Origin of the sequence: Streptomyces sp. NPDC048506 (assembly GCF_040651315.1) — a bacterium.
In the GTDB taxonomy this organism is placed as follows: Bacteria; Actinomycetota; Actinomycetes; order Streptomycetales; family Streptomycetaceae; genus Streptomyces.
Genome location: NZ_JBEZIX010000003.1, coordinates 207,064 through 233,033, shown reverse-complemented (window position 1 = coordinate 233,033; position 25,970 = coordinate 207,064). Strand labels below are relative to the sequence as shown.

The window sequence follows — 25,970 nt, the reverse complement described above, 5'->3', positions numbered from 1 at the left end:
TCGACGCCTACGGAGCCGCCGCCATGCATGACGATCGCGCACTGGTCGAAGCCCGACTCAAGCGGGTCCTGGACGAGCGCATCCGGCCCGCCCTGTATCCGGATTCGGTCCCCCTGGAGGTCGCGGCCTGGGTCGCGCCGGGCGAGCCGGGCGAGCCGGTGGCGGTGACGGAGGGCCTGGCCGCCGCGCACACGCCGGTCGCGGTGGGGGACGCCTGGGGGGCGCCCTGGGGCACGACGTGGTTCAAGGTGCTCGGTGAGGTGCCGGCCGAGTGGGCCGGCCGCACCGTGGAGGCCGTACTGGACCTGGGGTTCGACGAGCGGATGCCGGGCTTCCAGTGCGAGGCGCTGGTGTATCTGCCCGACGGCACTCCGGTCAAGGCGATCAACCCGCGGAACCAGTGGGTGCGGGTGGGCGCGCCGGTGCGCGGCGGGGAGCGCGTCGAATGGCACCTGGAGGCGGCGTCCAACCCGGTGATCCTCGACGTCCCTCCGTTCCGGCCGACCCGGCTGGGCGACCGTGAGACGGCGGGCAGTGAGCCGCAGTACCGGCTGGCGCGGATGGACCTGGCGGTGTTCGACACCGAGGTGTGGGAGCTGATCCAGGACCTGGAGGTACTGGGAGAGCTGATGCTGGAGCTGCCGGTGGACGGCCCGCGCCGCTGGGAGGTGCTGCGGGCGATCGGCCGAGCGCTGGACGTGGTGGACCTTCAGGACGTCAACGGGACGGCGGGGGCGGCGCGTGCGGAGCTCGCCGGGGTGTTGGCGGCGCCCGCGGGGGCCTCGGCGCACCGGATCAGCGCGGTGGGGCATGCCCATATCGACTCGGCGTGGCTGTGGCCGCTGCGGGAGACGGTGCGGAAGGTGGCCCGTACGACGTCGAACATGACGGCGTTGTTGGAGGACGAGCCGGAGTTCGTCTACACCATGTCCCAGGCGCAGCAGTACGCCTGGATCAAGGAGCACCGGCCGGAGGTCTACGCGAAGGTCAAGAAGGCGGTCGCGGAGGGGCGGTTCGTGCCGGCCGGTGGGATGTGGGTGGAGTCGGACACCAACATGCCGGGTTCTGAGGCGATGGCCCGTCAGTTCGTGCACGGCAAGCGGTTCTTCCTGGAGGAGTTCGGCGTCGAGAACGAGGAGGCGTGGCTGCCGGACACCTTCGGCTTCGCCGCGGGGCTGCCGCAGATCATCCGGGCGGCGGGCTCGAAGTGGCTGCTGACGCAGAAGATCTCCTGGAGCCAGGTCAACGCCTTCCCGCACCACACGTTCCGCTGGGAGGGCATCGACGGCACCCGGATCTTCACCCACTTCCCGCCGGTGGACACCTACAACTGCCGGCTGGCGGGCAGCGAGATCGCCCATGCGGCGCGGAACTTCAAGGACAAGGGCGTGGCCCGGCACTCGTTGGCGCCGACCGGTTGGGGCGACGGCGGCGGGGGCACCACCCGCGAGATGATCGCCAAGGCCCGCCGGCTGCGCGACCTGGACGGCTCGGCCACGGTCGAGTGGGAGAAGCCAGCGGACTTCTTCGCCAAGGCGGAGGCGGAGTACCCGCATGCGCCGGTGTGGGTGGGCGAGTTGTACCTGGAGCTGCATCGGGCGACCCTCACCAGCCAGGCGAAGACCAAGCGCGGCAACCGGCGCAGCGAGCAGTTGCTGCGGGAGGCCGAACTGTGGTCGGCCACCGCCGCCGTGACGGCCGACCACCGTTACCCCTACCAGGAGTTGGACCGGATCTGGAAGACGGTGCTGCTCCACCAGTTCCACGACATCCTGCCCGGGTCCTCCATCGCCTGGGTCCACCGCGAGGCGGCGCAGACCTATGCGGCGGTCGCGGTCGAGCTGGAGGGCATCATCGCGGCCGCGCTGACGGCGCTGGCCGGCGGCGGGGACCGGGAGCTGGTGGTGAACTCCGCCCCGCACGAGCGCGGCGGGGTGGCGGCCGGTGCGGTGGCGCCGTCGGTGGCCGAGGGCGCCGAGGTGACCGCCGCGCCCCGGGACGGCGGCGGGTTCACCCTCGGCAACGGTCTGCTGAGGATCGAGATCGACGCCCGCGGGCTGGTGGTCTCCGCGTACGACTGCACGGCCGAGCGGGAGGCCGTGGCGCCCGGTGGGGCCGCGAACCTGCTACAGATCCACCCGGACTTCCCGAACATGTGGGACGCCTGGGACGTGGATGCGTTCTACCGCAACGTCGTCACCGATCTGACGGACGCGGACGAGGTCACGCTCGTCGAGGTGTCCGACCGGGCGGCGACGGTGCGGGTCATCCGTGGCTTCGGCGACTCGCGGGTGGTGCAGTCGCTGACGCTGGCGCGCGGGCAGCGGCGCCTGGACATCGACACCGAGGTCGACTGGCACGAGACCGAGAAGTTCCTCAAGGTCGCGTTCCCGCTGGACGTGCACGCCGAGCGCTACGCCGCGGAGACCCAGTTCGGCCACCTGTACCGGCCCACCCACACCAACACCAGCTGGGAGGCCGCCAAGTTCGAGGCCTGCGCGCACCGGTTCGTGCACGTCGGGGAGCCGGACTGGGGCGTTGCGCTGGTCAACGACGCGACGTACGGGCACGACGTCACCCGCACCGTCCGGGACGACGGCGACCGGGGCACCACCACGACGGTACGGCTCTCCCTGCTGCGCGCCCCGCGCTTCCCCGACCCGGAGACCGACCAGGGGCCGCACCGATTCCGCCATGCGCTGGTGCCCGGTGCCACCCTCGGCGACGCGGTGCGCGAGGGCCATCGCATCAACCTTCCCGAGCGCCGGATCACCGGCGCCGCGGCGGTGCCGCCGCTGGTCACGGTCGGCAATGACGCCACGGTGATCACCGCGGTGAAGCTCGCCGACGACCTGAGCGGCGATGTGGTCGTCCGCCTGCACGAGGCGCACGGTGGGCGGGCCGCGACCACCCTCACCACCGCGTTCGCGCTGGGGGACGCCGTCACCACCGACCTGCTGGAGCGGCCGACCGCGGACGGCCCGGCGATCGAACGGCAGGGCGACTCGGTCCGGATGCGGCTGCGCCCGTTCCAGATCGTGACCCTGCGGCTGAGCCGGGCGGACGAACGGTAGGTCGGGGAGGGCGGTCCCCGGGTCCGGCGGCCGGGGCACCGCCAGGCCGGAGACACCGCCTGGCCGGGGAGACAACCCTCAAGGTCTGTCCGAGCGTGATCCGGCGTCGCGGCAGGTGTCGCGGCGCAGCGCGTGCCGCCGGTCGCGTCCGGTGCCGCGGCCCGGCCGCTGGCCACGGCCGGCGGCGGGCTCGGGGCCCGCGCCGTGGCCGGGTAACGCCTCCCGGCCCGGATCGCGGTATGGATCCAGGCCGAGCATGTCCATCAGCAACATCAGATCGCTCGCGTCCCGCGCGCGGCCCGCCAGCGCCTTCCTGGCGAGCCGTCGTTCCTCGTGATACGGCACGGCGCGGGGCGGGGTGTCGTCGGCACTGCGGTGTTCATCGCTCACCGCTGCATTCTCGGCCGGACCGGGGCGCGGTGCCCGTCGGGCGGGCCCAGCGGCGTGGGACGGAATCCGCCGCGACGCGCTGGGCCGCCCGGGTGAGCGCGCCCCGGCGGCCCACCGCCGACCGGCGCCGGGCCCGGGTGATGTCGAGGGAACCCCTGCCACCCCTTTTCCCTCTTTATGTGCGCTTGCACCTGCCCACCCCGTCGCGGAGTCACCGTTGAAACACTGCTACGCCGTCGCCCTCGCGGCCGCCCTCGCCGCTTCCTGCGCACTACTCTCCGGCTGCTCACAGACCGGGGACCCGGTCGACTTCAATGCCGGCGCCAAGAGCGACGGTGCCGGGCGGGTCAAGCCCGTCGACAGCGACACCCTCATGCCGACCGGCCCCAAGAGCGACTTCCGGGTCACCCGGACGCTGGACGACGGCACGCACATAGCGCGGGCGACGCTGAAAGGCCCGAAGTCCGGCGTCACCGGCAGTGTGTGGGTCTGGGCGCCGAAGGAGTACCAGGACCCCAAGTACGCCAAGAGCGGGTTCCCGGTGCTGATAGCCCTGCCGGGCGGGCTCGGCAGCCCGAAGGAGGCGGGCGGGGTGACCAATTACTGGGTCGGCGGTGACATCAAGCTCCAGGAGAACCTCACCCAGTGGCGGGCGGAGGGCAAGAGCCTGCCGTTCATCGTGGTGATGCCGATGCTCAACCCGGACACCCAGTACCACGACGGCAGCGACATCCCCGGCCAGCAGAAGATGGGGACCTGGCTGACCGAGGACGTGGTCGACCTGGCCAAGGCCAACTTCCGGACGTTCAAGTCGCGGGACGGCTGGGCGTTCATGGGCTCGTCGTCGGGCGGCTTCGCGGGCCTGAAGTCGGTGCTGAAGTACCCGGAGAAGTTCAAGGCGGCGATAGCCAGCGGCCCGGACATCGTGCCGGACTCCCCGCTGTGGGCGGGGCACCAGGCGGAGAAGGACGCCAACAACCCGGAGAAGCTCGCCCGGCGCCTGCTCCAGAAGGGGGGCCCGGACGTCTACCTCGCCTTCCAGGCCGGCTCCAGGGAGTCCGCGTCGGTCACCGCCTCCATAGAGAAGTTCCGGCGGACCTACGGCAAGGGCCCGATCCACACGTCCATGCAGCTCATACAGGGGGGCCGGCACAACGCCTGGGACTACCAGAAGGGGATGGCCGCCGGTTCGATCAAGTTCATCAGCGACCAGCTGAAGGCACCTGTCGCGAGCGGCGGCTGATCCGTACGGCACCGGACCGGGGGCGGTGTGCGGCGCCCCCGGCCGAGGATGCAGATCCCCTGGTCGGGGGCGATGCTGGTGTCGTAGGAACCGTGGTGAGGAGGATGACTCATGTCCATGATGGACAAGATCAAGAGCATGCTGAAGGGCCACGAATCCCAGACCGACAAGGGCATTGAGAAGGCCGGCGACACAGTCGACGAGAAGACCCAGGGCAAGTACCAGGGCCAGGTCGACACCGCCCAGGACAAGCTCAGGGGCCAGTACGGCAGCGGCCAGGACAAGGACCGGCCGCCGCAGACCTGAGCCGTCTGCCCGTCCCGCGGGGCGTCCCCGGCCCCTGCGGGGTGGGCCGGGCGCCCGCGCGTACGCTGTGCGGATGATCTCCACGTCGTCCGCCCGGCTCACGTCCGACGTCCTGCTGCGCCCCGCCGCCCCGGAGGACGCCCCCGGCCTCGCCCGGGCGTACGCGCGCAGCCGTGAGCACCTCCGCCGCTGGGAGCCGGACCGGGAGGAGGCCTTCTTCACCCTCGCCGGGCAGGCGGAGCGGCTGCGCGATCTGCTCGCGGAGCAGAGTGCCGGGCGGGTGATGCCCTGGGTGATGGTCCGCCTGCCGGACGAGGCGGCGGCGGAGCCCGACGTCGTCGGCACGATCACCCTCACCGGCATCGTGCTCGGCCCGTGGCGGAGCGCCAACGTCGGCTACTGGGTCGACGCCGGTCAGGTACGCCGTGGCCTGGCCTCCGCCGCGCTCCGGGCGGTCTGCGTCGCCGCCGATGCGGAGTTGGGTCTGCACCGGCTCCAGGCCGGCACCCTCCTCGACAACGTCGCTTCCCAACGGACGCTGACCTCCTGCGGTTTCACCCCGTACGGCGTCGCCGAGAATTACCTGCACATCAACGGCGCCTGGCGGGACCACCGCCTCTTCCAGAAGATCCTCAACGGCCGGCGCCCCGGAGAGCCGGTCGGGTGAGGCGTGCCGCGCAGCGCACGACGGCGCCCGCCCCGGGAGCCGGGAGCGGGCGCCGTTGTGGGTGCGGCCGGGGGCTACGCCAGCCGGATCTTCTCCGCCTGGGGGCCCTTGTGCCCCTGGGTGACCTCGAAGGTCACCTTCTGGCCCTCCTGTAGCTCGCGGAAGCCGGTGGCGTCGATGTTGGAGTAGTGCGCGAAGACGTCGGCACCGCCGCCGTCCTGTGCGATGAAGCCGAAGCCTTTCTCCGAGTTGAACCACTTCACCGTGCCGGAAGCCATGTCCGTCTCCTTCGTTCAATGGGCTTGCATCGGTTCCCGCGTGAGCTGCGGGAATCGGAGGTGATCGCCCTGGTCCGGACTTGCACCGCACAGCAGGAACGCCCGTGCATGCACACGGGCGCCCGGTACTTCGGAACCACGACAGCTGATCAGGACGCTACACCGAGCAACGCCCGGCCGCTCGCACAACCGGGGCTGACGCGTCGCCCTTCACCGTGCAAGGCCATCCGACGTCCTCCGTATCCCTGAACGATCGGACGGATGTGCGACGACGGTTCCGGGTCAGGAGGACTCCTGGCCCTCGCCCTCGTTCCCGCCCTCGCCCTCACCCTCGTCCTCGTCGACGCCGGCCCTGCGCCGACGCCGCCACAGACCGGTGCCGAGTCCCGTGCCCCCGATGACCACGACGGCGCCGACCGCGGACAGCACCCACCAGTAGCGCGCAGGGGCGTCGGCCTGCGTCTGTGCCGCGACCGGCGCCCGGTGCAGCGGCGTCGGGTGCTCCGGCGCGTGGTCGACGCGCTGGAGGTCGTCGGGCCGCTCTCCGGGCGTCACTGCGGGCAGCATGGCGACGGCCTCGGCCCGGGGAGCCACCTCGAACCCCCAGTCCAGCAGCGCCCTGGTCTCCTCGTAGACCGCGTTGTGGCCGCCGGACCGCGGGTGCATGACGGTGACCAGCAGCGTGCGGCCGTCGCGCCGGGCGGCGGCGATCAGGGTGTTCCCGGCGTGCGACGTATAGCCGTTCTTCACCCCGATCAGTCCCTCGTACGGGCGCACTCCGTGCGAGCCGACCAGCAGCCGGTTGGTGTTCTCGATGCCGAACGCGTCGGGGCCGCCGTCCTCCGGGAGTTCGGCCCGCTTGGTCGCGGCGAGGCGGGCGAAGTCGGGGTTGGTCAGGCCGGCCTGCCCGAAGAGCGACAGGTCGTAGGCGGACGAGAACTGGCCCGGTGTGTCGAACCCGTCCGCGGACTCCACCCGGGTGTCGCGCGCGCCGAGCCGGCGGGCCGTCTCCTGCATGTCGTCGACGGTCTTGTCCCAGCCGCCGTTCATACCGGCCAGGGCGTGCACGGCATCGCTGCCCGACCGGAGGAAGACACCGTGCCACAGGTCGGCGACGCGGTACGGCTCCTCCTCCTTCAGGCCGGCCATCGAGCTGCCGGGCTCGATGCCGGCCAGGTCCTGGGTGGAGACCGTGTGCACCTCCCCCTGGGAGAACCTGGGCAGCACCGTCAGCGCGAACAGCGTCTTGAGCGTGCTGGCGGGCGGCAGCGGACGGTGCGCGGCCCGGGCCGCCAAGATCTTGCCGCTCCCCAGGTCCGTCACCATCCAGGACATCGCGGAGACCCTGGGCGGCTCCGGTACGTCCGGCCCGGCCTCGAACTGCACCCCCCGCCGGTCCAGTCGGCTCCTGGCGCCCGCGGGGTCGGCCGCGTGCGCGGCGGGGCGCAGGTCGTCGATGCCCTGCGGGCCGTCGGCCGCCGCGGGTCCCGGCAGCACCAGCAGGCTGACGGCGCAAACGGTCGCAGCGGTGACGATTCTGACGGGGGCCCACCTCACGCTCGACATGAGGCCACGCTAAGAACGCCCCTGGCCGCGCGCCGGTTGGCGTACTCCATCCGATGTCCGGCCGCCCCGCCGGTTCGTGCGCCGGGGCGGCCGGCCCCGGCTACCAGATCGCGTTGGCCCACTCGGGGTGGTCGATGAACGGGTTCCGGTTGTGCTGGTACTTGTCGAAGATCACCTGGTTGCGGCGCTTCTCGAAGGCGGACGGCGGGTCCTGCCGGCTCCACTGCTTGAGGACCGAGATCCGGCCGAGGTACGGCCGGCTCCCGTTGCCGACCTTGTCGTTGGGCTCCAGGTCGGGGAAGCCGTCGCCGCCGTCGTAGCGGACCGCCATGTAGAGGATCATGCGGGCGACGTCACCCTTGTCCGCGTCGCGCGGTTCGAAGGAGTCGCCGTCGGTGTAGTTGCCCGGCGCCTCGCCCAGCTCCTTGCCACCGTTGTCGAAGTCCTTGTTGCCCCGGGTGCTGTTCACCGAGACGTCCGCCGGACGCAGGTGGTGGAGGTCGGTTCCGGGGCCGGTGGCGGTGCCGAAGTCGCCGTGGGACTTGGCCCAGACGTGCTCGCGGTTCCAGTCGTCCGGATTCCCGCCGTTGGAGTTCTTGCTCTGGGACTTTCCGGAGTACAGCAGGATGACGTTCGCGCTGTTCGCCGGGTCCTGGTCGGTGTTCTTGAGCGCGTCCCAGACCTGGGAGTACGTCAGCTTTCCGGTCTGGGTGGTGCTGATGATCCGGTGCAGCGCCGCCTTGAGCGCCTTGCCGGTCTTGCCGAGGGCGTCCTTGTAGTACGTGTCGTCGTACGCCGTGGTGTCGTGGGCGGTGACGAACTGCGCCGAGCGCTGGGCGACGGCCGCGGCACCGGCCGTGCGGTGACCGGCCGGGACGGCCGTCGCACCGGCCGGAACCTGTGCCACCACCGCCACCACGACCGTGCCCGCGGCGAGGGCCATGGCTCGGCCACGGCCACGGCGGGATATGTGGGTGTTGTCCACGAAGGGTGTCCTCTCCCCGAATTGTGGCACCGGACCGCAGGAATGTGGGGGCGGCCGGCACCGGCCGTCGGGTAGACGGCCGGTGGCAGCTTTCCACCGCGATCGTCACCGCCGTGTGAACGCCGGGGAAGGGTTGTGTGTCCACACGATGGCGACCACCGCATTTCCCCGAAAGCCGTTATGCGGTTGATGCTCCGTCAAGAACGCGCCCTGCACGGCTCCTTCACTTCGACCAGCGGGGCGGCGCTCGGCGTCGCCACCCCGGGCTCCGAGGCCGGCGTCACCGCTCCCGGGCGGCGGCGCAGCAGGTCGGGCACGAGGGTGCCGATCCCGAGGGCGGCCAGCGCGGCACCCAGCCACAACGGCCCGCGCAGACCGAACGCGTCGATCGCGAGTCCGCCCACCGAGGACCCCACGATGACCCCGAGGGTGATGAAGGAGGAGTGCACGGTGTTCACCAACGGCCGGGCATTTCCCGTACGTTGCACACGGGTGGCCATCGCCGGATTCATCGTGACGCCGACCAGCCCGATGCCCAGCATCAGCGACACCGCGGGAACGGCGAGGTGGGCGAAGACCGCGAGTCCGACGAGGAAGAGGAGATTCAGCGTCAGTCCGACGAGCTGGACGCCCACGGTGTGCCGGTCCGCCAGCCGCCCGACGACGGTGTTGCCGATCACCGTGGCCGCTCCGTATCCGATGAGCAGCAGGGGAACGGTACCGGCGGCGAATCCGGTGACCTCGGTGAGCAGCGGGTGGAAGTAGCTGAATGCCGAGAACGTCGCACCGATGATCAACGTGCTGGTGGAGAGCACCAGCCAGAGCCGGGGGTTCCTGAAGACGACCGCCTCTTCCCGGAAGCCACCGCCGCCGTCGGCGCGTCCCAGCCGGGGGACTCCGACGAGAGTGGCGAGTGCGGCGAGCACGGCGATCCCGGACGTGGTCCAGAACGCCGCCCGCCAGCCGAAGTGTTCGCCGACGACCGTCGCCAGCGGAAGCCCCAACAGGGTGCCGAGCATCAGCCCGTTCATGGCCACCGCGATGGCGCGGCCACGGACCTCCGGGCGGGCCAGTTGGACGCAGAGCGAGACGGCGACGCCGAAGAACGCCTGCGAGGCGACGCCGGTGACGAGGCGCGCCACCAACATCACTCCGTACTGCGGGGCGACGGCGGCCAGCACGTTGCCCGCCAGGAACATCGCGAACAGCGCCATCAGCGCGGTCTTCGGACGGAGCCTCAGCACGGCAACGGTGAGGAACGGCCCGCCGACCGACATGGCCACCGCGAAGGCGGTGATCAGGTAGCCGATCTGCGGGATGCCCACGCCCAGTCCGACGGCCATCTGCGGCATCAGCCCCGCCACCACGAACTCGCTGGTCACCATGGCGAAGATGCCCACGCCGAGCACGTACACGGCACGCGGGACGACTGGACCGTTCATTTTGAATCGACCATTCCAAAACATGCCCGGACTCTACCCCACATTGGATCGATCGTTCCAAAAACCTGTAGCGGTACGGGGCGCAGCGCGCAGTGCCCCCATCGGGTGAACCCGCGCCCCCCGCGCAACCGGACGACCGGGCCCCGGCATCCGAAGACCTGACACGTTCTTCGTCGGCCCCGGCGCAGAACCCCGTCGCCCCTCGAACCCACCCCTTCGGACCGCGCGTTGTGGAGGCCCCGATGTCGCCGTACCGCCCCGCTCCCCCGCCGTACGGCGCGACGCCGGACTATGTGCTCGCTCCCCCGCGCGCCGAGGACCGCCTCAACACGGTGGCCCTGCCGGTGGACCTGCTCCTGCCGCCGCCCCTTCCGGAGGACCGGCTGCGGTTCGCACCGGACGCGGAGGACGGGATGCTGCCGCCCCCTCGTCCCGAGGAGCGGCTGGAGGCGCCGGTGGCCCTGCCGGACCGGCGGCGGCTGGACCGTCGGCGGCTGGACCGTCGGCGGCTGGACCGTCGGCGGCTGGACCTCCAGGCGGCGCTCACCGCGGCCGGGATCGCGCCGGCCGACGGTGACGCGGCGGCGGTGGCCGAACTGGCGGGTCTGAGCGACGCCACGGTATGGGCCGTCACCGGCTGGATCGGGTCCGCCGCCCGGACGAACCGGCCGCGGCCGCACGCGGTGTGAGCGCGGCCGCGACCGGGCTCAGCGCAGTCCGGGCAGGCTGCGCAGTTCGCTGATCCGCAGGGCGCGGGCCAGGCCCAGGAAGATCAGGGCCATGGTGAGTCCGCCGGCGGCCAGGGTCAGCGCGGAGGTCCAGCCCGCCGGCAGGGGCACTCCGGAGCAGGCCCGGGCGACGAACCAACCGACCGCTCCCGCGGTGGCGGCGGCCACCGTCAGCTTGCCGTACGTGCGGCACAGGCGCCGGCCGTCGAGGCGCCCGGACAGACGCCGGCACAGCAGCAGCGCGGTACCCAGGAGCCCCGTCGCGTACGCGACGGCGTAGGCGGCGGCCATGCCGGTGACCGCCCAGCGAGCGGGCAGCAGAAAGTGACACGCGGTGGCCAGGGCGATGTTGAGGCCGCTGATCCAGCCCGCCGTCCAGAACGGCGTACGGGTGTCCTCGAAGGCGTAGAAGCCGCGCAGCAGCAGGTACTGGGCGGAGAACGGGATCAGACCGAGGCCGAAGGCCTGGAGCATGTGACCGGCGGGCGCGGCCGAGGCGGCGTCCACACTGCCGTGTGCGAACAGCAGTTGGGCGGTCTCCGGGCCGAAGGCCAGGAAGAAGAAGGCGGCCGGGACGATGAGGACGCCACTGACCCGCAGCGCGCGGGAGAGGTCGTCGCGCAGGTCGTCGAGGCGGTGCTCGGTGACCGCGCGGCTCATCCGCGGCAGCAGCGCCGTCACCATGGAGACGGTGACGATGGACTGCGGCAGCATCCAGATGGTCTGGGCGTAGCTGTAGGCGGTGTATCCGACGCCGGCGGTGGGGAGTTGCCGGTCGGCGGCGCCGGCGTAGTGCGTGACGACGGTCATCGCGGTGAGGTTGGCGAGCACCAGCAGCAGGGTCCAGCGGGCCGCCGCGATGCTCTTGCCGAGCCCGCTGCCCCGCCAGTCGAAGCGCGGCCGGAAGCGGAAGCCGGCGGCGCGCACGAACGGGATCAGGGCCAGGCCCTGGAGGGCGATGCCGGCGGTGGTGACCGCCGTCCGCGTGCTCGACCTTGGCGCGCACCAGCTGCGGCACCAGAACGGAGTTGAGGGCACCGCCGATCAGCAGGGTGTAGATGCTCATCGGGACGATGTTGGCGGTGTTGTACGTGGTCGCGAGCAGACCGGTGCCGAGCGCGCCCGCCTGGAGCACCTGCCGGATCAGCCCGGTGGCCCGGGACACCACGGTCCCCATGGCCATCAGCAGCGACGAGCGGGCCAGGCCAGCGCCCTTGGCGCCGTCAGCGCCCTCGACGTCCCGCTCCGGCGCTCCCCCGTCGGTGCCGGTGGAGCGCCCTCCCGTTGCCCCCACCCGCAGCTGCATCGTGTCTTCTGCTGTCCCCTCGATCATGAGGACAATCTATGCAGCTCGGGGCAGTGGGCGAGCCCGGTCGGGGTCGAGCAGCGGCGCGTGCAGATCCCCGTGGTGGGCGAGTCGGGGGGCGATCTCCTCGAAGCGGAAGGCGAGTTGCTCGGGATCGGTGCAGTCGGCGACCTCGTCCCAGGTGACCGGAGTGGAGACGGTGGGGACGGCACGGGCGCGCAGGGTGTAGGCGACGGCGGTGGTCTTGGCGGCGGCGTTCTGGGAGAAGTCGACGAAGACCTTGCCGGACCGCAGCGACCTGGTCATCTTGTGCACCACGAGGCCCCGGAGCGCGCCGGCGGCCTCGACGGCGAGGGTCCTGGCGTACGCGGTGGCCCGCTCCGACGGGGTGGGCTCGATGGGCACGACGAGGTGCAGGCCCTTGGAACCGCTGGTCTTGGCGTGGGCTTCCAGACCGTCGGCGGCCAGCCGGTCGCGCAGCCAGCGGGCCGCGGTGCAGCACTCCACGACGGTGGCCGGGGTACCGGGGTCGAGGTCGAGGACGAGGCGGTCGGCGACGCCCGGCGCCGTGTGGGTCCACTGCGGGGCGTGCAGCTCGACGACCAGGTTCGCGGCCCAGACCAGCGAGGGCAGGTCCTGGAGGAGGACCTGCCGGGTGGGGCCGGACGTCGTGTGGGGGACCTCGCAGGTCTGCACCCAGGAGGGGGTGCCGGGCGGCACGTTCTTGGTGAAGAAGCGCTGGCCGTCCGGGCCGTCGGGGTAGCGCAGGAAGGAGAGCGGCCGGTCGTGGAGGTGCGCGAGCAGCGGCTCTGCGGTGGTGGTCCAGTAGTGCAGCACCTCGCCCTTGGTGGTGCCGGTCTCGGGATAGATGACCTTGTCCAAGTTGGTCAGCGAGAGGCGCCGCCCCTCCACGACGGTGATCGGCGACATACGATGAGAATCCCACACAAGGGATGACAGATGCGCTCTATTTGGAATGGATCGATTTCGTTCGGTCTGGTCACCATCCCCGTGAAGACCTACAGCGCCACCGACCGCACCTCGTCGGTCTCCTTCGTCCGCATCCACGAGAAGGACGGCGCGCCGGTGCAGTACCGGAAGGTCTGTGAGCTGGACGGCGAGGAGGTCCCGAACGAAGAGGTCGGCAAGGGCTACCAGCCGCCCGGCGACGAGGTGGTCGTGCCGGTCACCGACGACGACCTGTCGCGGCTGCCGGCACCGACCGCCAAGACGCTGTCGATCCTGTCGTTCGTCGACCCCGGCGAGATCGACCCGCTCCAGATGGACAAGGCGTACTACCTGGGGCCCAACGGGGCGGCCGCGGTCAAGCCGTACGCGGTGCTGCGGGAGGCGCTGGAGCACCACCGGAAGGTCGCGATCGGCAAGGTGGCGATGCGGGGGCGGGAGTCGCTGGCGATGCTGCGGGCGCACGCCGGGGCGATCGTGATGCACCAGCTGCTGTGGCCCGATCAGATCCGGCCCGCCACCGGTGTCGTCCCCGACGACGTCGAGATCCGCGAGAACGAGATGACGCTGGCCGAGATGCTGATGGACTCACTCGGCGAGCTGGATCCGGCCGAACTCCATGACGACTACAAGGAGGCGGTCGAGGAGTTGGTCGCCGCGAAGCTGGAGGGTGAGCAGCCGGCCGCCCCGGCCCCGCCGTCCGGCGCCCGGGTCATCGATCTGACGGCGGCCCTGGAGCGGAGCGTGCAGGCCGCGCGGTCGGGCCGGACACCGGACGCGGAGGCGGCGTCGGTGACGCCCCTGCGAGGGCGGGCGGCGGGCCGGCAGTCCGCCACGAAGAAGACCGCGAAGAAGGCCGCCGCGGAGAAGACCACGACGGCCGGCAGGAGCACGTCCGGCACCGCGGCCGAGAAGTCCACGGCGAAAAGCAGCACAAAGAAGACCGCGGCCAATTCCACCGGGAAGACCGCTGGGAAGTCCACTGGGAAGACCGCTGGGAAGACCGCTGGGAAGACCGCACGGAAGTCGACGCCCGAAAAGGCCGTGCCGAAAAAGGCCACCGCCGGAAAATCCACCGCCAAGAAGTCCGGCTGAACGGCCCCGCCGCCCACCGCGCCCCACGCCCGCCCGGCCCGTTCTAGAGTCTGGGTATGGCTTCAGACGAGGGGACCACCCGCATCGACAGCTGGATCTGGTCCGTACGGCTCACCAAGACCCGTTCGCTGGCCGCGGCGGCCTGTCGCGCGGGGCACGTACGGGTCAACGGCGAGCGGGTGAAGCCGGCCCATGCCGTGCGCAACGGCGACGAGGTGCGGCTGCGGCACGCCGGACGGGAGCGGATCGTGGTCGTCTCGCGGTTGGTGCGCAAGCGGGTGGGCGCGGCGATCGCCGCCGAGTGCTTCATCGACAACAGCCCGCCGCCCCCGCCGCGCGAGGAGGCGCCGCTGATGGCCCTGCGCGACCGCGGCACCGGTCGGCCCACCAAGCGCGACCGCCGCGAGATCGACCAACTGCGCGGACGTTGACCACCCGCCGGCGCAGGGACCTGCGCCGCGGCAGCGGCCGCAGGGCCCGGCCGGGCACCCCTCAGCTACCGGGCAGGGCGTCCAGATAGACCCATGCGCCGTGCTCACGGACGAACCGGCTGTGCTCGTACTGGCTGTCGGTGCGCCCGTGCAGGCTGTAGTGCGCGCGGAACTCCACGGTGCCTTCGGCGTGGAAGGCGGTGCCGCCGGTCGCGCCGAGGATGTCCAGGCCGGTCCAGCGCTGCGCGGGGTCGAGGTCGAGGTCGGCCGGGCGGGTCGTCGGGTGCCAGGTGCGCAGCAGATAGGCGGTGTCGCCGACGACGAAGGCGCTGTAGCGCGAGCGCATCAGCCGCTCCGCGGTGGGGGCGGTGGTGCGCCCCTCATGGAAGGCGCCGCAGCAGTCGCGGTAGGTCTCGGCGCGCCCGCAGGGGCAGGGTGCGGTGGGGGTGACGGCTGCCGGACGGCGCGGCCCGCGCACCGCCCCCGCCAGCGGCTTCTTCTTCGATTTCGGCACCCGACGATTGTGCCGGTCCACGGGGACGGATGCGACACGCCGGCGACACGCCGAGGCGACACGCGTAAAAGCTGCGCCCATATAGGGAATTTCAACGATAAATCACCCATTTGCAGCTTTTTCTGGCTTGATGCCTACTGTGAGGCTGGAAGAACTCATGGTGACCGTCCCCACCACCCAGGAGAGAACCCCCCATGATTCTGTCCATTTCAGGCGTCGTCCTGCTCGGTGTCATCGTCTTCCTCTTCTTCCGCAAAGACGGGCTCAAGTTGTCCCACGCCCTGATCTCCGCACTCTTCGGGTTCTATCTCGCCAGTTCCGCCATCGCCCCGAGCATCAAGGCCGGCGGGGCGAGCCTGGCGAGCCTCCTCGGGGGGATCAAGCTCTAGGGGATCTCTCCTCCGTGGCGCGGACCGTCCGGCGTCCGCCCCGACGTCCTCCTCCGGCGCACCACCGCGGGCCCCGCCCGAACGGGCCGCACCAGGTTCCGTCCGGGCGGCTCCGCGTTCCGTCCGCGCCCCGGCTCGTCGCCCACGCCGAGCCCCCAGACCACCGCACGAGCAACAGGAGAAGACGTGGCCCGGCGCCCTCTGCCCCGCATCCTGACCGACAGCGCACGGTTCGCCCGCCTGGCCGACCGGGCCTCGCTCGCCCGCGGCCGCGACCTCGCGCGCACCGCCGCCGACGGCGCCTCCGACGTGTTCCACCCGCTGATCACCATCGGCCGGGGGCTGCGCCGGCTGGCGACGGCCGCCCGGGGACGGTGGGCCGCGACGCCCAAGGAGAGCCGTGGTCCGCTGCTGTTCTTCGTCGGCGCATGCGTGCTGGTGGTGGCCCTGCTCCCGTACGGGCCGCTGCTCGCCCTGATCGTGGCGATGGGCGCGGGTGCCTGGGCCGGGCGGGAGCGGCCCCCCGTGGAGACCGGCCCCAGCGAGGCGGAGACCGAGCGGCTGCGGTCCCTGTACGAGGCGCTGGTCCCGTACCTCTCCGCCGAGGGCGACCCCGGCCCGCTCTACACGCACGGTGGTGACTGGGGGCGGGCCTTCGTCGACCACGCCTTCGACGGCGACGGGCGGTTGGAGCGTCTGCGGCTGAAGTACCCGGCGTACTTCACGGACGGCGAGAACCAGTCCCGGGCCCGGATCGAGCAGGTGCTGTACGCCAAGGCCGGACGCGGCCGGGAGTACCACTTCGACTGGGACGAGTTGGCCAATCAGCTCACCGTGACCGTGCTCGCGGCGCTCCCCGCCGACATCGCCGCGCAGCGCTTCGTCACCGCACCCGGCGAGACGGTCCTGGGCTTCACCGACCCGGACGCCGTACCGCGCACCCTGCCGGTCACGGCCGGGGAGGAGACCCGGGACGCACCACCGGTGGTCTGGCGCACCGGGCCGCGCTCCACCGAGCCGCATCTGCTGGCCCTGGGGCAGCCGGGGACCGGCACCACCACGCTGCTCCGCTCGATCGCCCTACAGGCGCTGGAGCACGGCGAGGTGGTGGTCGTCGACGGCACCGGAACCGGCGAGTTCGGGTGTCTGGTCGGGCGGCAGGGCGTACTGGCGGTGGAGAGCGGGCTGGTGGGAGCGCTGGCGACGCTGGAGTGGGCGTCGCACGAGACCGAACGGCGGCTGATCACGGCGAACCGGGAACGGCAGGCCGGCAGACCCGCGCCGGACGACACCCGCCGGCCGCTGTGGATCATCGTGGACCGGCTGACCGCGCTCACCCATGTGGCGGCCGCCGAGGGCCGGGACGATCCGCAGCGGTGGCTACAGGTCCCACTGCGGCACGGCCGGGCGGCCCAGGTCACGGTGGTGGTGGCCGACCAGTTCGACGGCGCGGACCTGCTCAGCGATCCGGTGCGGGCGCACACCAAGGCGCGGGTGGTACTCGGTCCCGCCACCGCGGAGGAGGTCCGCGCGGTGCTCGGGGCGCCGCCGCACACCACCCCGACCGCACAGGTGCCGCCGGGGCGCGGCTATGCACGGCTGGGCGCCGCACCCGTCCTGAGGCTCCAAGTTCCGGCCACGCCCGACCCGTTCGACGACGCGACGGGCGAGACGCACCGGCAGGCCGTGCTGACGCTGCTGCCGGAGCACGCGGTGCCGGCGCAGGCGGAGGACACGGCGGGCGCACTGGCACACGGCACGGCGGATGGTGGGGCCGCGCCGGACGGTGCGCCCTCGGGGACGGACGGGACCGGTCCGGCCGCCGAGCCGATGGTCGCGTCCCCCCGGGTGTCGATGGTCAAGGGCAGCAGATCCCGCACGGCCTAGGCGAGTTCTTCCCGATCTCCTTCTTCCCGATCTCCGTGTCGGCGCCGGGCCGGAGGGACCGCGCCCGGCACCGCGCGGAGGCGACGGGCCGTCAGGCGACGAAGGTGTGTCGCACGTCGGTCTCCGCCGGGGCGCCCGTGGCGACCAGGCGCGCGGCGCCGGCCAGCCGGACCGCGGCCTCGTCGGCGACCGCTCCATTGACCGTGAACGGCAGTCGGACGAAGCCCTCGAAGGCGCCGTCGACCCCGAACCGAGGGCCGGAGGGCACCCGCACCCCGAGCCGCTCCCCCGCCTCGGCGATCCGGGAGCCGGAGAGCCCGCCGGTCCGCACCCACAGCGTGAGGCCGCCGCGGGGGATGCTGAACTCCCAGTCGGGCAGGTGCCGTTGGAGCGCCTCCACGATCGCGTCGCGGTTCTCCCGGGCCTGGTCCCGACGGATGTCGACGGCCTGCTCCCAGCCGCCGCCCGTCAGCAGGGAGGCGATGGCGAGCTGTTCGAGGACCGGTGAGCCCAGATCGGAGTAGGCGCGGGCAGCGACCAGGCTGCGGATGATGTCGGGCGCGGCGCGCACCCAGCCGATCCGCATCCCGGCCCAGAACGCCTTGCTCGCCGAGCCCACGGTGATCACGGAACTGCCTGCCGGATCGAACGCGCAGACCGGGCGGGGCGGTTCCATGTCCTGGTCCAGCTGGAGTTCGGTCATGGTCTCGTCGACGACCAGCAGGGTGCCGGCCGACCGTGCGGCATCGACCATGCGGCGGCGCTGGTCCTCGGTGGCGAGGGTGCCGGTGGGGTTGTGGAAGTCGGCTACGACGTACGCCATACGGGGCGCGGCGTCGCGCATGACCTGGCGCCAGGCCGGGATGTCCCAGCCGGCCAGCCGCTCCCCGAGGGCGACCGGGACCAGCCGGGCGCCGGCGTCCCGCATCAGCTGGAGGATGTTGGCGTACGAGGGCGAGTCGACGGCGACCCGCTCGCCGGGGCCGGTACAGAGGCGGCAGATCGCGGCGACGGCGCCCATCGCGCCCGTGGTCACCATGATCTGTTCGGGCATGGTGGGGATGCCGCGGGCGGTGTAGCGGTCGGCGAGGGCCTGCCGCAGGACGGGGAGGCCGGCCGGGTAGTCGCCGTGGGTGTGGGCGTAGAGCGGGAGGTCGGCCATCGCGCCCTGGACGGCACGGGTGAGCCAGGGCTCGGGGGCCGGGAGGGCGGCGCAGCCGAGGTCGATCATGGAGCCGGCGGCTTCCGGCGGCAGCGGTTCCAGGCCGCGGGTGGGCAGCGGGTTGCCGGCCGGGACGGCGGTCCAACTGCCGGAGCCGCGCCGGGACTCCAGGAACCCCTCGGCGCGCAGCGCTTCGTAGGCGGCGGCGACGGTGGTGCGGCTGACGCCGAAGGCCGCGGCCAGTTCGCGTTCGGCGGGCAGCCGGGCGGCGACCGGCACCCGACCTTCGAGGACGAGGAGGCGCACGCCGTCGGCGAGGCTGCGATAGGCGGGCAACCGGCGTCCGCCGACCGCGAGTTGGGCGGCGCGCGGGTCCTGCGACCGGAGCAGCCGGGCGAGTTGGGGTGCCCCCACCGCCGAGGTCCACTGAGCCATGAAGATCAGTCCACCTTCCTCGAATTGGCTCTACTTCCCGAGTCCCGACACGCCACATGGTGTCATGCGTCGGTCCAATCCTGCCAGGAGGGGGAATTTTCGTGTCCATGACGAGGGGAGCCGGTCCGCGGCGGGGCCTGCTGGCGCGCCGGCTGGTGCAGCTCTACACCGGCCTGGTGCTGTACGGCGTGAGCATGGGCCTGATGGTCCGCGCCGACCTGGGACTGGAGCCCTGGAGCGTACTGAACCAGGGCATATCCCGTCATACGGGGCTGTCGATCGGAACCGTCACCATCGTGGCGGGCGCGCTGATCCTGCTGCTGTGGATCCCGATGCGCCAGCGCCCCGGTCTGGGCACGGTCTCCAACGTGGTGATCCTCGGTGTCGTGATGGACGCGACCCTGGCCTGGCTGCCGGAGCTGCACGGGCTCGGCGCCCGGATCCCGCTGCTGGCGTTCGCCGTCCTGCTCAACGGCGCGGCGACCGGTCTGTACATCTCCGCCCGGTTCGGGCCGGGCCCGCGCGACGGGCTGATGACCGGGCTGCATGTCCGCACCGGCCGCCCGGTCCGGCTGGTGCGGACCTGCATCGAGGTGGCGGTGCTGGCCGCCGGCTTCCTGCTCGGCGGCTCCGTGGGCGCCGGCACCGTCGTCTACGCGGTGGCCATCGGGCCACTGGCGCAGCTCTTCCTCCGGCTCTTCGCGATCACCGGGCTGCCCGAGCAGCCGTCGCGGGTGGTGGCCCGCGGTACCGCTTCACCTGCGCGCGCCATACTGCCGGAGTGACCCCAGCGACACGCATCCGCCACGCCTACCTCGACCACCCCACACCGCTCCCCTTCGCCCACCGGGGCGGGGCCGCGGACGGACTGGAGAACACCGCCGCCGCGTTCCGCCACGCGGTCGACCTCGGCTACCGCTATCTGGAGACCGATGTGCACGCCACGTCGGACGGACGACTGGTCGCCTTCCACGACCCGACGCTCGACCGCGTCACCGACCGCAGCGGCACCATCGAGCGGCTCCCCTGGCGGGCCGTGCGCCAGGCCCGGGTCGCCGGCCGCGAGCCGCTGCCGCTCTTCGAGGAGCTGCTGGAGGAGTTCCCCGAGGCACGCTGGAACGTCGACCTCAAGGCGGAGGCCGCGCTGTCCCCGCTGCTCGACCTGTTGCGCCGCACCGGCGCCTGGGACCGGGTGTGCGTCGGCTCGTTCTCGGAGGCCCGGGTGGCGCGGGCCCAGCGGCTGGCCGGCGGCCGGATGGCGAGTTCGCTCGGCACCCGGGGCGTGGCCGGTCTGCGGCTGCGCTCCTACGGCCGTGGGGTGCTGCCGCTCGACCGGCTCCTGGGCGCGGCGGTGCGGCGCAGTGCGGTCTGCGTCCAGGTCCCCGAGCGGCAGTCCGGCATTCCGGTCGTCGATCCACTCTTCCTGCGTGCCGCGCATGCGCTGGGCATGCAGGTCCACGTGTGGACCGTCAATGACGCGGATCGCATGAACGCCCTGTTGGACCTCGGCGTGGATGGCATCATGACCGACGAAACAGAGACGCTGCGCACGGTGCTGACCGAGCGGGGGTGTTGGGTCTAGGGCATGTCCCATCGGACACGCCCCGGATACGCCATGCGGCCGGCACCCGCCTCCTCCGTCGCCCGGCCGCCGCGGTGAACGGGGACGGAAAGACGGGGGCGGGCGTGCAGCGCACACGAACCATGGCCGGGGGCGCCGACGAGGCGGCCGCCCGGCGCCGTGAGCAACGCGGCTGGTACTGGTACGACTGGGCGAACAGCGTCTACTCGACGACCGTGCTGACGGTGTTCCTCGGCCCGTACCTCACCTCGGTCGCGAAGGCCGCGGCGGACCCGCACGGCATGGTGCACCCCCTGGGCATACCGGTGCGGGCCGGCTCCTTCTACGCGTACACGGTGTCGGCGTCGCTGCTGCTGTCCGTCCTGGCGATGCCGCTCGTCGGGGCACTGGCCGACCGGACCGGCCGGAAGAAACCGCTGATGGGCGGCTGCGCCTACGTCGGCGCGGCGGCGACGACGGGGATGTTCTTCCTGGACGGTGACCGCTACCTGCTGGGCGGGGCGCTGCTGATCGTCGCGAATGTGTCGTTCGTGCTGTCCACGATGCTCTACAACTCCTTCCTGCCGCAGATCGCCGAGCCCGACGAGCGGGACGCGGTCTCCTCCCGCGGCTGGGCCTTCGGTTACGCGGCCGGGGCGCTGGTCCTCGTGGCGAACCTGGCCCTCTTCGCCGCACACGACTCCTTCGGGCTCTCCGAGGGCGCCGCGGTGCGCATCTGCCTGGCGTCGGCGGGGCTGTGGTGGGGGGCGTTCTCGGTGATCCCGCTGCGCCGGCTGCGCGACCGGCGGGTGACGGCCGGCGGGACCGGCGGGCCGGCCGGCGCCGTACTCGGCCAGGGGTGGCGCCAGCTGCGGGAGACGCTGCGCGACATGCGCCGCCACCCGCTCACCCTCGCCTTCCTCCTGGCCTACCTCGTCTACAACGACGGCGTACAGACGGTGATCACCCAGGCGTCCGTCTACGGCTCCGAGGAGCTCCGGTTGGACCAGACGACCCTGATCCTGGCGATCCTGCTGGTCCAGGCGCTGGCCGCGGCGGGCGCGCTGCTGATGGGGCGCCTCGCTCGGCGGTACGGCGCACAGCGGACGATCCTGGGCTCCCTGGTCGCCTGGGCGCTGACGATCACGGCCGGCTACTTCCTGCCCGCCCGGGAGCCGGTGTGGTTCTTCGCCCTGACGGTCGGCATCGGCCTCGTCCTGGGCGGCAGCCAGGCGCTGTCGCGTTCGCTGTTCTCGCATCTGGTGCCGCGCGGCAAGGAGGCGGAGTACTTCTCCGCGTACGAGATGAGCGACCGGGGCGTGAGCTGGCTGGGGCCGCTGGTGTTCGGCGTCGCCTACCAGCTGACCGGGAGCTACCGGGACGCGATCGTGTCCCTGGTGGCGTTCTTTGTGATCGGATTTGTCCTGCTGGCGAGGGTGCCGGTGCGGCGGGCGATCGCCGCGGCCGGAAATCCGGTACCTGACCGGATTTAGTACCGGAGTGCGGGGGCCGGTAGTATACGCCGTTGACTCACCAGGCGGACCGTTACTGCGCGCTTATCTCTCGAAGGCGTTGGGTGACATCTGCTGCCAGATGTGACAAACCGGGCGCTGGTGGGTACAACAAGGGGCGGCACGACGGGCGACGCACATGTCCCGAATTCGGGAATCTTCACCGCCGACCGGACGTTGACCGGATGACGACGACAGCGACACCTGTCCTGTGGGCGACAAGCCCGGGAGGCACGATTCATGAGTGAGCGAGCTCTCCGCGGCACGCGACTCGTGGTGACCAGCTACGAGACCGACCGCGGCATCGACCTGGCCCCGCGCCAGGCGGTGGAGTACGCATGCCAGAACGGACATCGATTCGAGATGCCGTTCTCGGTTGAGGCCGAGATTCCGCCGGAGTGGGAGTGCAAGGTTTGCGGTGCACCCTCTCTTCTGGTGGATGGCGACGGCCCTGAGGAGAAGAAGGGGAAGCCCGCGCGTACGCACTGGGACATGCTCATGGAGCGGCGCACCCGCGAGGAGCTCGAGGAGGTGCTGGCCGAGCGGCTGGCCGTCCTGCGCTCCGGCACCATGAACATCGCCGTGCATCCGCGCGACACCAACCGCAAGTCCGCCTGACGGCGGGACTGCAGCACGCAAAGGGCCGGGGCCACTGCACTGTGCAGTGGCCCCGGCCCTTGTGCTCTTCGCATGCCGTCCGCCGGGCCGTCCGCCCGGCGCGCGCTCAGCCGGTCAGCCGGTCAGCCGGTCAGCCGGTCAGCCGGTCAGCGGCGGATCCTGACGGCGCGGGGCCGGGGGGTCGTCCTCGCGGATCACCTCGCCCTGGACGATCTTGCCGTCCGGCCGGTGTATCCAGGCCTGCTGGAAGGCGCCGCCGAACGAATCCGCCGGGGCGGCGGCGGCCCGCCGCTTCACCAGCCGATCGACGCGGCGCCGGATCAGCTTCCCGGTCGGCGGGAAGAGGCAGAGGAGCCCCACCACGTCCGAGAGCAGACCGGGGACCATCAGCAGCACCCCGCCGGCCAGCTGCGGTGTGCGGTCGCCGCCGGACCGCCCGGTGCCGGACGAGGCGGGCTTGGGCGGCGCCGACGGATCGTCGACGGTCCGGAGGCTCTCGGTGAGGTTCCGCCACGCGCGGCGGCCGGCCCGCTTGACCACGTAGCCGCCCGCGATCACGCCCGCGACCAGCAGCAGGAAGACGGTCAGACCGTTGGTGGCACCGGCGACCACGGTCAACAGCCAGATTTCCAGCACCATCCAGGCCGCGATGCCCAACGGGACGAACCGGCGGGCGGGCGAGCGCTGGGGCGGGCGGGGACTCGTCGAGGGCGTGGCTCCGAACGTCATGCCTCAAGTGTGCCTGGCCCGCCCGGCGGCACCCCCTAAGGGTCGCGGGACGGGATCACCTACGGGACGCGGGCGTCAGCCCGGCCCTCCGGCTCACCGGCTCACCGGCTCACCGGCTCACCGGCCGCGAAGCTTGTCCACCCGGGAGCCGATTCCCCACGCCGTCACCCGCCACAGCGCCTCCACGACGATGTCGCGGCTCATCTTGCTGTCGCCGTACTCCCGCTCGACGAAGGTGATCGGGACCTCGACGACGTGGTAGCCGGCCTGCACCGCGCGGCGGGCCAGGTCGACCTGGAAGCAGTAGCCCTGCGAGGCCACCTCGTCCAGGCCCAGGCCCTTGAGGGTCTCGGCACGGAAGGCGCGGTAGCCACCGGTGATGTCGCGCAGCGGCAGGTCCAGCACCAGCCGGGAGTACGTGCTGCCGCCGCGCGAGATGAACTGGCGGTACTTGGGCCAGTTCACGGTGCGGCCGCCGGGCACCCAGCGCGAGCCCAGGACGAGATCGGCGCCCTTGAGGGCGGTGAGCAGCCGCGGCAGCTCCTCGGGCTGGTGCGAGCCGTCGGCGTCCATCTCGACCAGCACGCCGTAGCCCTGTTCGATGCCCCACCGGAAGCCCGCGAGGTAGGCGGCGCCGAGGCCCTCCTTGCCCTTGCGGTGCAGGACGTGGACCTGCTCGTCCTCGGCGGCCAGCTCGTCGGCGAGCTTGCCGGTGCCGTCGGGGCTGTTGTCGTCCGCGACGAGGACGTGCGCCTCGGGAACGGCGGACCGCACCCGGGAGACGACCGGCTTGATGTTCTCCGCCTCGTTGTACGTCGGGATGATCACCAACGTGGTGCCGAGCGGACCGTACTGCCGCTGTCCGTCTGTCACTGCTGCCCCTTCTCGTCCTTCGTACGCCCGCGCCGCCCGGCCACTACCGCGGCGGCACAGGACATCAGGCCCACGATAGCGATCACCCACTCGGGGGTCGCTCCGACGCGGTCGGCGAGCGTCGTTTCGTCGCGCAGCGGGATGCGCGCGGAGACCACGCCCTGGGTGAACTCGGGAATCCGGTGGACGATCCGGCCGTCCGGGGACACCACGGCGCTGATCCCACTGGTGGCGGCGGTGACCACGGCCCGGCCGTGTTCGACGGCGCGCAGCTTGGACATCGCCAACTGCTGTTCGGGCTGGCCGGTGCGGCCGTAGGTGGCGTTGTTGGTCTGGATGACCAGGGCGCGGGCGCCGGCGTCGACGGTGTCGTGGACGATCTCGTCGTAGGCGACCTCGAAGCAGATGACGTCGCCGAGCTTGGCGGGGCCCACGTCGAGCACCCCGGTGTGGTCCCCGGGGTAGAAGTCGCGGGGCACCCGCTGGAGGCGCGTGATGATCTTGCTGAGCTGCTCCCGGAACGGCACGTACTCGCCGAACGGCACCGGATGCTGCTTGGTGTACGAGGCGCCCGGACCCTTCTTCGGGTCCCACACGATGCCCTCGTTGAAGACGTAGCCCTTCTTGGTGGGGTGGTCGACCAGGGCCCCCACGAGGACCGGCACACCGATCGCCTTGACGGCCTCGTCGATCCGGTCGTAGGCCTGCGGGTACTGGAACGGGTCGAGGTCGGAGGAGTTCTCCGGCCAGATGACCAGGTCCGGCTTCTTGGCGCGGCCGGCCTTGATGTCCTCGGCGAGCTTCTCGGTGGCCCTCGCGTGGTTGTCGAGGATCTTCATGGGCCGGCCCAGGAAGTCCATGCCGGGCTGCTGCACATTGCCCTGGACGACCGCGATGTCGACGGTGTCGTCGGCTTTCGTGTGGACGGGGACGAACAGGCCCGCCACGGCCACCGCGGCGGCCAGCCCGAACGCCTCCAGCGCCGGGACCACCCGGCGCAGCGCGCCGCTGCCGCGCCGCCCCCGAAGGGCGAGGACGCACGCGGCCAGCAGGGCACCGGACAGCGCCACCGCGAAGGTCACCAGCGGGGCACCGCCGAGCGCGGCGAGCGGGGTGAACGGCGAGCCGGTGTTGGCGAAGGCCAGCCGGCCCCAGGGGAAGCCACCGAGGGGCACCCGGTCGCGGGCCCACTCCTGGGCGACCCACAGACAGGCGGCCCACAGCGGCCAGGCGGGCAGCCGGGAGGTGACGGCGAGGCCGACACCCATCAGCGTCACGAACAGCGCCTCGGCGATCGACAGGCCGACCACCGCGTCCCAGCCGACCACGTGCAGCCACTTCAGCAGGATCAGGAAGAACGGCACCGCGAACGCCAGGCCGGTCCAGGCGCCCTGGCGGGCGGTCCGGCCGTGGGTCAGCAGCGACAGCGCGGCCACCGCCAGCAGGGACAGCGGCCACAGGTCGTACGGCGGGAACGCCAGGGCCAGCGCGACACCACAGACCACCGCGAGGCCGGTACGCGGCGCCGGACGGCGGGCCAGCGCGGCCAGCCGCCGGGCCCGTCCGGGTCGGGCAGGCGCGGCCGGCTCGGCGGTCCCGGCGGACGGCACCGGGCCGTCCGGCGCGGTGCCGCTGACGGCTGCTGCTGTGGTGTCGGAACCCGATGGCACGGTCGCCGGGCCTTCCTGCAGGTCGGATGGGGCCCTCCCGGCTCCTCGGGAGCCTGGCGGAAGGTGTGAGCAGACCGTACATCGGAAGGCCCGCATTGCGGATGCGGGGTGTGGAAAAGGGGAAACCCCCGCGGAAGGGTGGCC

24 protein-coding genes and 1 pseudogene are annotated in these 25,970 nt (G+C 72.1%); 13 read left to right on the top strand and 12 right to left on the bottom strand.

Going from position 1 to position 25,970, the window contains the following annotated elements; all coding sequences use genetic code 11:
• Positions 1 to 23 precede the first annotated feature (23 nt).
• Complete coding sequence (locus tag AB0C96_RS03760) at positions 24 to 3,074, top strand: glycoside hydrolase family 38 C-terminal domain-containing protein (protein WP_362913293.1); 3,051 nt, start codon at positions 24 to 26, stop codon at positions 3,072 to 3,074.
• Positions 3,075 to 3,152: 78 nt separating this feature from the next.
• On the opposite strand, the gene AB0C96_RS03755 is transcribed toward AB0C96_RS03760, so the two are convergent.
• On the bottom strand, positions 3,153 to 3,464 hold the full coding sequence (locus AB0C96_RS03755) for a hypothetical protein (RefSeq protein ID WP_362913291.1): 312 nt from the start codon (positions 3,462 to 3,464) through the stop codon (positions 3,153 to 3,155).
• Between the two features lie 217 nt (positions 3,465 to 3,681).
• Between AB0C96_RS03755 and AB0C96_RS03750 the strand changes: the two genes are divergently transcribed.
• From AB0C96_RS03750 to AB0C96_RS03740, 3 genes are all read left to right on the top strand, one after another.
• A complete protein-coding gene (locus AB0C96_RS03750; RefSeq protein WP_362913289.1) occupies positions 3,682 to 4,707 on the top strand; it encodes an alpha/beta hydrolase-fold protein in 1,026 nt (341 codons plus the stop codon).
• Between the two features lie 111 nt (positions 4,708 to 4,818).
• Positions 4,819 to 5,013, top strand: coding sequence for an antitoxin (locus tag AB0C96_RS03745; RefSeq protein ID WP_362913287.1), 195 nt, complete (start codon positions 4,819 to 4,821; stop codon positions 5,011 to 5,013).
• 73 nt (positions 5,014 to 5,086) lie between these two features.
• Positions 5,087 to 5,680, top strand: a complete 594-nt coding sequence (locus AB0C96_RS03740; protein ID WP_362913285.1) for a GNAT family protein — start codon at positions 5,087 to 5,089, stop codon at positions 5,678 to 5,680.
• Positions 5,681 to 5,754: 74 nt separating this feature from the next.
• Here AB0C96_RS03740 and AB0C96_RS03735 read toward each other — a convergent pair whose 3' ends face one another.
• The 4 genes from AB0C96_RS03735 to AB0C96_RS03720 form a co-directional block, all read right to left on the bottom strand.
• Positions 5,755 to 5,958 carry a cold-shock protein gene (locus AB0C96_RS03735; protein ID WP_006601696.1) on the bottom strand — a complete coding sequence of 68 codons (204 nt, stop codon included), beginning with the start codon at positions 5,956 to 5,958 and terminating at the stop codon, positions 5,755 to 5,757.
• Between the two features lie 282 nt (positions 5,959 to 6,240).
• Positions 6,241 to 7,524 carry a serine hydrolase gene (locus tag AB0C96_RS03730; RefSeq protein WP_362913283.1) on the bottom strand — a complete coding sequence of 428 codons (1,284 nt, stop codon included), beginning with the start codon at positions 7,522 to 7,524 and terminating at the stop codon, positions 6,241 to 6,243.
• Between the two features lie 100 nt (positions 7,525 to 7,624).
• On the bottom strand, positions 7,625 to 8,509 hold the full coding sequence (locus tag AB0C96_RS03725; RefSeq protein ID WP_362913281.1) for an endonuclease: 885 nt from the start codon (positions 8,507 to 8,509) through the stop codon (positions 7,625 to 7,627).
• Positions 8,510 to 8,706: 197 nt separating this feature from the next.
• Positions 8,707 to 9,951 (bottom strand): MFS transporter, encoded by a 1,245-nt coding sequence (locus AB0C96_RS03720; RefSeq protein ID WP_362913279.1) that lies wholly within the window; start codon positions 9,949 to 9,951, stop codon positions 8,707 to 8,709.
• A gap of 242 nt (positions 9,952 to 10,193) precedes the next feature.
• Here AB0C96_RS03720 and AB0C96_RS03715 point away from each other — a divergent pair, with 242 nt between their 5' ends.
• Positions 10,194 to 10,640 (top strand): hypothetical protein, encoded by a 447-nt coding sequence (locus AB0C96_RS03715; RefSeq protein ID WP_362913277.1) that lies wholly within the window; start codon positions 10,194 to 10,196, stop codon positions 10,638 to 10,640.
• Between the two features lie 18 nt (positions 10,641 to 10,658).
• Here AB0C96_RS03715 and AB0C96_RS03710 read toward each other — a convergent pair.
• A pseudogene (locus AB0C96_RS03710) lies at positions 10,659 to 11,883 on the bottom strand (lipid II flippase MurJ).
• Between the two features lie 138 nt (positions 11,884 to 12,021).
• Entirely contained in the window at positions 12,022 to 12,915 is an 894-nt protein-coding gene (gene ligD, locus AB0C96_RS03705; protein WP_362913275.1) for a non-homologous end-joining DNA ligase, read from the bottom strand.
• Positions 12,916 to 12,945: 30 nt separating this feature from the next.
• On the opposite strand from ligD, the gene AB0C96_RS03700 reads away from it, so the two are divergent.
• Together AB0C96_RS03700 and AB0C96_RS03695 are read left to right on the top strand one after the other, a co-directional pair.
• Positions 12,946 to 14,046: a Ku protein gene (locus tag AB0C96_RS03700; RefSeq protein ID WP_362913273.1), complete on the top strand. Its 1,101-nt coding sequence runs from the start codon at positions 12,946 to 12,948 to the stop codon at positions 14,044 to 14,046.
• Between the two features lie 56 nt (positions 14,047 to 14,102).
• Complete coding sequence (locus tag AB0C96_RS03695; protein WP_362913271.1) at positions 14,103 to 14,477, top strand: RNA-binding S4 domain-containing protein; 375 nt, start codon at positions 14,103 to 14,105, stop codon at positions 14,475 to 14,477.
• Positions 14,478 to 14,538: 61 nt separating this feature from the next.
• On the opposite strand, the gene AB0C96_RS03690 is transcribed toward AB0C96_RS03695, so the two are convergent.
• Positions 14,539 to 14,967: a YchJ family metal-binding protein gene (locus AB0C96_RS03690; protein ID WP_362913361.1), complete on the bottom strand. Its 429-nt coding sequence runs from the start codon at positions 14,965 to 14,967 to the stop codon at positions 14,539 to 14,541.
• 218 nt (positions 14,968 to 15,185) lie between these two features.
• On the opposite strand from AB0C96_RS03690, the gene AB0C96_RS03685 reads away from it, so the two are divergent.
• Both AB0C96_RS03685 and AB0C96_RS03680 read left to right on the top strand, forming a co-directional pair.
• Positions 15,186 to 15,380: a hypothetical protein gene (locus tag AB0C96_RS03685; protein ID WP_033269053.1), complete on the top strand. Its 195-nt coding sequence runs from the start codon at positions 15,186 to 15,188 to the stop codon at positions 15,378 to 15,380.
• Positions 15,381 to 15,566: 186 nt separating this feature from the next.
• A complete protein-coding gene (locus AB0C96_RS03680) occupies positions 15,567 to 17,267 on the top strand; it encodes a hypothetical protein (RefSeq protein ID WP_362913269.1) in 1,701 nt (566 codons plus the stop codon).
• Positions 17,268 to 17,358: 91 nt separating this feature from the next.
• Here AB0C96_RS03680 and AB0C96_RS03675 read toward each other — a convergent pair whose 3' ends face one another.
• Positions 17,359 to 18,864, bottom strand: coding sequence for a PLP-dependent aminotransferase family protein (locus tag AB0C96_RS03675; protein ID WP_362913267.1), 1,506 nt, complete (start codon positions 18,862 to 18,864; stop codon positions 17,359 to 17,361).
• A 107-nt stretch (positions 18,865 to 18,971) separates the two neighbouring features.
• Here AB0C96_RS03675 and AB0C96_RS03670 point away from each other — a divergent pair, with 107 nt between their 5' ends.
• From AB0C96_RS03670 to AB0C96_RS03655, 4 genes are all read left to right on the top strand, one after another.
• Positions 18,972 to 19,649: a hypothetical protein gene (locus AB0C96_RS03670; RefSeq protein WP_362913359.1), complete on the top strand. Its 678-nt coding sequence runs from the start codon at positions 18,972 to 18,974 to the stop codon at positions 19,647 to 19,649.
• Positions 19,646 to 20,446, top strand: coding sequence for a glycerophosphodiester phosphodiesterase (locus AB0C96_RS03665; RefSeq protein ID WP_362913265.1), 801 nt, complete (start codon positions 19,646 to 19,648; stop codon positions 20,444 to 20,446). Before AB0C96_RS03670 ends, AB0C96_RS03665 begins: the two co-directional genes overlap by 4 nt.
• Before the next feature lie 122 nt (positions 20,447 to 20,568).
• Positions 20,569 to 21,918 carry an MFS transporter gene (locus tag AB0C96_RS03660; RefSeq protein ID WP_362913357.1) on the top strand — a complete coding sequence of 450 codons (1,350 nt, stop codon included), beginning with the start codon at positions 20,569 to 20,571 and terminating at the stop codon, positions 21,916 to 21,918.
• Positions 21,919 to 22,176: 258 nt separating this feature from the next.
• Entirely contained in the window at positions 22,177 to 22,554 is a 378-nt protein-coding gene (locus AB0C96_RS03655; RefSeq protein ID WP_006601711.1) for an RNA polymerase-binding protein RbpA, read from the top strand.
• 138 nt (positions 22,555 to 22,692) lie between these two features.
• On the opposite strand, the gene fxsA is transcribed toward AB0C96_RS03655, so the two are convergent.
• From fxsA to lnt, 3 genes are all read right to left on the bottom strand, one after another.
• The gene (gene fxsA, locus AB0C96_RS03650) at positions 22,693 to 23,283 is read right to left on the bottom strand and encodes an FxsA family membrane protein (protein ID WP_362913263.1); all 591 of its coding nucleotides are present in this window, start codon (positions 23,281 to 23,283) and stop codon (positions 22,693 to 22,695) included.
• Positions 23,284 to 23,400: 117 nt separating this feature from the next.
• Positions 23,401 to 24,156: a polyprenol monophosphomannose synthase gene (locus tag AB0C96_RS03645; protein WP_362913261.1), complete on the bottom strand. Its 756-nt coding sequence runs from the start codon at positions 24,154 to 24,156 to the stop codon at positions 23,401 to 23,403.
• A complete protein-coding gene (gene lnt / locus AB0C96_RS03640) occupies positions 24,153 to 25,826 on the bottom strand; it encodes an apolipoprotein N-acyltransferase (RefSeq protein ID WP_362913259.1) in 1,674 nt (557 codons plus the stop codon). Before lnt ends, AB0C96_RS03645 begins: the two co-directional genes overlap by 4 nt.
• Positions 25,827 to 25,970: the final 144 nt, after the last annotated feature.

Excerpts from the sequence above, each read along its gene's own strand:
- AB0C96_RS03760 (WP_362913293.1), top strand. The coding sequence starts at position 24 with ATGCATGACGATCGCGCACTGGTCGAAGCCCGACTCAAGCGGGTCCTG.
- AB0C96_RS03745 (WP_362913287.1), top strand. The coding sequence starts at position 4,819 with ATGTCCATGATGGACAAGATCAAGAGCATGCTGAAGGGCCACGAATCC.
- AB0C96_RS03740 (WP_362913285.1), top strand. The coding sequence starts at position 5,087 with ATGATCTCCACGTCGTCCGCCCGGCTCACGTCCGACGTCCTGCTGCGC.
- AB0C96_RS03735 (WP_006601696.1), bottom strand. The coding sequence starts at position 5,958 with ATGGCTTCCGGCACGGTGAAGTGGTTCAACTCGGAGAAAGGCTTCGGC.
- AB0C96_RS03730 (WP_362913283.1), bottom strand. The coding sequence starts at position 7,524 with ATGTCGAGCGTGAGGTGGGCCCCCGTCAGAATCGTCACCGCTGCGACC.
- AB0C96_RS03720 (WP_362913279.1), bottom strand. The coding sequence starts at position 9,951 with ATGAACGGTCCAGTCGTCCCGCGTGCCGTGTACGTGCTCGGCGTGGGC.
- AB0C96_RS03715 (WP_362913277.1), top strand. The coding sequence starts at position 10,194 with ATGTCGCCGTACCGCCCCGCTCCCCCGCCGTACGGCGCGACGCCGGAC.
- ligD (WP_362913275.1), bottom strand. The coding sequence starts at position 12,915 with ATGTCGCCGATCACCGTCGTGGAGGGGCGGCGCCTCTCGCTGACCAAC.
- AB0C96_RS03700 (WP_362913273.1), top strand. The coding sequence starts at position 12,946 with ATGCGCTCTATTTGGAATGGATCGATTTCGTTCGGTCTGGTCACCATC.
- AB0C96_RS03695 (WP_362913271.1), top strand. The coding sequence starts at position 14,103 with ATGGCTTCAGACGAGGGGACCACCCGCATCGACAGCTGGATCTGGTCC.
- AB0C96_RS03685 (WP_033269053.1), top strand. The coding sequence starts at position 15,186 with ATGATTCTGTCCATTTCAGGCGTCGTCCTGCTCGGTGTCATCGTCTTC.
- AB0C96_RS03675 (WP_362913267.1), bottom strand. The coding sequence starts at position 18,864 with ATGGCTCAGTGGACCTCGGCGGTGGGGGCACCCCAACTCGCCCGGCTG.
- AB0C96_RS03670 (WP_362913359.1), top strand. The coding sequence starts at position 18,972 with ATGACGAGGGGAGCCGGTCCGCGGCGGGGCCTGCTGGCGCGCCGGCTG.
- AB0C96_RS03660 (WP_362913357.1), top strand. The coding sequence starts at position 20,569 with ATGGCCGGGGGCGCCGACGAGGCGGCCGCCCGGCGCCGTGAGCAACGC.
- AB0C96_RS03655 (WP_006601711.1), top strand. The coding sequence starts at position 22,177 with ATGAGTGAGCGAGCTCTCCGCGGCACGCGACTCGTGGTGACCAGCTAC.
- fxsA (WP_362913263.1), bottom strand. The coding sequence starts at position 23,283 with ATGACGTTCGGAGCCACGCCCTCGACGAGTCCCCGCCCGCCCCAGCGC.